This is a genomic window from Henriciella sp. (assembly GCF_049649345.1).
GTDB lineage: Bacteria > Pseudomonadota > Alphaproteobacteria > Caulobacterales > Hyphomonadaceae > Henriciella.
In genome coordinates, this window is record NZ_JBARZC010000310.1 from 1 (window position 1) to 2,744 (window position 2,744).

Genomic DNA, 2,744 nt, shown 5'->3' on the forward strand with positions numbered 1-2,744 from the left:
CTCTCGCTCTCGGCAGAAGGCGAACGCCTGCTGATCCCTGTCGTTAATGCGCTACGCACCACGCTACGCGAAGCCTACCGCGAGGCCGGCGCGAGCGCGGTCTCCGGCAGCCGCGCCGTCCTTGAGGCGTTCACACGATGAGCGAAGCTGCACATATTCTCGTCGTCGATGATGACGACCGCATTCGCACGCTGCTCAAACAATATCTGACAAAACAGTCCTACCGCGTCACCACGGCCGCCCATGCCGCATCGGCGCGCAAACTCTTCGCGACCCTCGATTTCGACCTCGCCATTCTGGACATCATGATGCCGGGCGAGAGCGGGCTCGAACTGCTCGCCGGGCTGCGCAAACAGGGGGTGAAATCCCCAGTCCTGCTGCTGACCGCCAAAGGCGAGACCGCCGACAAGATTGAAGGGCTCAAGCATGGCGCAGACGATTATCTCGCCAAGCCCTTCGAGCCAGAGGAACTGGCGCTTCGCGTTGCTGCCATCCTGCGGCGCACTCATGTCGAGCCGCCCCCCGAAGAGATCGAGATGTCTGGCCTCGTCTTCAATCCGGCCCGCGGCGAGCTGTTCGAGGGCGACAAGCGCGTCCGGCTGACAGAAGCCGAGCTGCAATTGCTGACCTCCCTCTCCTCTCGCGCCGGAGAACCTGTCAGCCGCGAGGACCTCGCTGCCAATTCGCCGGGCAGCACGGAGCGTTCCATCGACGTGCAGGTCACCCGCCTGCGCCGCAAGATCGAGCCCGACCCGAAACAGCCGATCCACATCCAGACCGTCCGCGGCATCGGCTATCGCCTCATGCCGGACTGACCGGCCTGCTTTTCCCGCTCCGATAACCCGGTTAAGCCTAGATCATGGCCAAACGCGTCCATCTGCGTCTCCGAGACATCACCCCGCGCGGGCTCTATCCGCGCTCGGTGTTGATGGTGGTGTTGCCGATGATTCTGCTGCTGACCGCCGTCACCTACATCTTCTATGACAGCCACTGGCGCCACACCTCACGCAAATTGAGCCAGACCATCTCGTCCGAAATCGAATTCATGGTCGAGCTGCGCAGGCGCTATCCTGACCAGTTCGATGCGCTGCGCGATGAAGCCAGCCGCGCCATGCAACTTGATGCAACGGTCATCGAGAATGCGCAGATCCCGACCGAGCAGAAGCCACTCCTTTTCTCGGCGCTCGATGAAATCTTTTCACGCGAACTCGACGTCTCCCTCGACAAGCCTTTCTGGTTCGATATTTCGGGCTATGGCGAGACGGTTGAAATCCAGGTCCAGGACGGCCCCGACGTGATCCTCTTCATGGCCGAACGCGACCGGACCTTCTCCACGACCGGGCATATCTTCCTTGTCTGGGTGATCGGCGCATCGGGCATATTGATCGCGCTCGCGCTGGGCTTCCTGCGCAATCAGGTCCGCTCCATCCTGAAACTTGCCGAAGCGGCGAAAGCCTATGGCCGCGGGCGCGACGCTGAAAACTACAGGCCCTCAGGCGCAACCGAGATCCGCGATGCGGCGCGCGCGGTGATGGACATGCGCACGCGCCTCACCACCTTCGCCGAAGAGCGCACGACCATGCTCGCCGGCATCAGCCACGATCTGCGCACGCCGCTCACTCGGCTCAAACTCCAGCTCGCCATGATGGAGGATACCGAAGAGATCCGCGCCGCCCGCGACGATCTCAACCAGATGGCCGTCATGCTGGACGAGTATCTTGCCTTTGCGAGCGGCACGGAGGGCGAACAACCTGCCGAGCTTGATTTTACCGCGCTGGTCGAGAGCGTCGTGGCCGATCTTGGCGGCGAAGCGACGATCCGGAAACTGGACCCGGCCGCTCTCATCGCCCGCGAAGGCCTGATCCGTCGGGCCGTTTCGAACCTCATCTCGAATGCGCAGGGCTTTGGCTCAGAGGTCGAGATCGAAGTGATCAACGGCCCCCACATGATCGAGCTGATTGTTGATGATGATGGCCCCGGCATTCCGGAAGAGCGGCGCGAGGAAGCGTTCCGCCCGTTCCACCGGCTCGACGAGTCGCGAAATCAGAATGTGCCCGGCACCGGCCTCGGCCTCTCGCTCGCCCGCGACACGGCCCGCCAGCATGGCGGCGACATCAGGCTCGAAAACAGCCCGCTCGGCGGCCTGCGTGTCAGGCTGAGACTGCCGAATTAACCGCCCGGACGGGGCCCCAGACCTAAAACCCTGCCGGCACCGCCAGGCCCGGCGCGCTGAGACAGATCACCTTGAACCGCGCGCCCATCTCAGCCGGATCGACGAGCCGTCTGACGCCCTCATGGATCGCCTCGGCCTTATCCGGATTGGCCTTGATCAGCGCCTGCATCCGCGCCTCGGCGCCGAGCGCCATTAGGAAGTGTCCCTGCTCGACCGGGCCATGCACGACAAGCCCCGCCGCCTCGGCGAGGCGCTTCAGCCGGCCGAAATCGACATCAACGGTTAGATCGCTCTCGCCCGGCATCATCAGCGGACCGAGCTGCTTGCCCTTGTAGAATGCGCGCAGGGTCTCATCCGGCGCGCGCTCGACCGGGCCATAATCAATGAACAGCGCCCGACCCGGCCGTTTTACGAAGGCTTCCTTCAGGACATCGACCAATGTCTCCAGCGCGGGCTGAACTTCGAAGCTCTCGCCCATGTCAGCGTCTGAAACCGCCTCCGGCGGCGCGGTATCAGTGGCCAGTCCGATCGCCAGATCGCCTTGCGCGTCGATACCGACGACCCGTTCATG

3 protein-coding genes are annotated in these 2,744 nt (G+C 63.4%); 2 read left to right on the forward strand and 1 reads right to left on the reverse strand.

The window, feature by feature from the left end:
- Window positions 1-137 precede the first annotated feature (137 nt).
- On the forward strand, window positions 138-815 hold the full coding sequence (locus tag WA989_RS08145) for a response regulator (protein WP_424340003.1): 678 nt from the start codon (window positions 138-140) through the stop codon (window positions 813-815).
- A gap of 44 nt (window positions 816-859) precedes the next feature.
- On the forward strand, window positions 860-2,173 hold the full coding sequence (locus tag WA989_RS08150) for a sensor histidine kinase (RefSeq protein ID WP_424340004.1): 1,314 nt from the start codon (window positions 860-862) through the stop codon (window positions 2,171-2,173).
- A gap of 22 nt (window positions 2,174-2,195) precedes the next feature.
- Here the strand turns inward: WA989_RS08150 and WA989_RS08155 are convergent.
- A partial coding sequence (locus tag WA989_RS08155; protein ID WP_424340005.1) for an SAM-dependent methyltransferase occupies window positions 2,196-2,744 on the reverse strand: 549 nt, incomplete at its 5' end.

What these genes read in the sequence shown, in the direction of transcription:
- WA989_RS08145 (WP_424340003.1), top strand. Translation starts at nt 138, where the DNA reads ATGAGCGAAGCTGCACATATTCTCGTCGTCGATGATGACGACCGCATT.
- WA989_RS08150 (WP_424340004.1), top strand. Translation starts at nt 860, where the DNA reads ATGGCCAAACGCGTCCATCTGCGTCTCCGAGACATCACCCCGCGCGGG.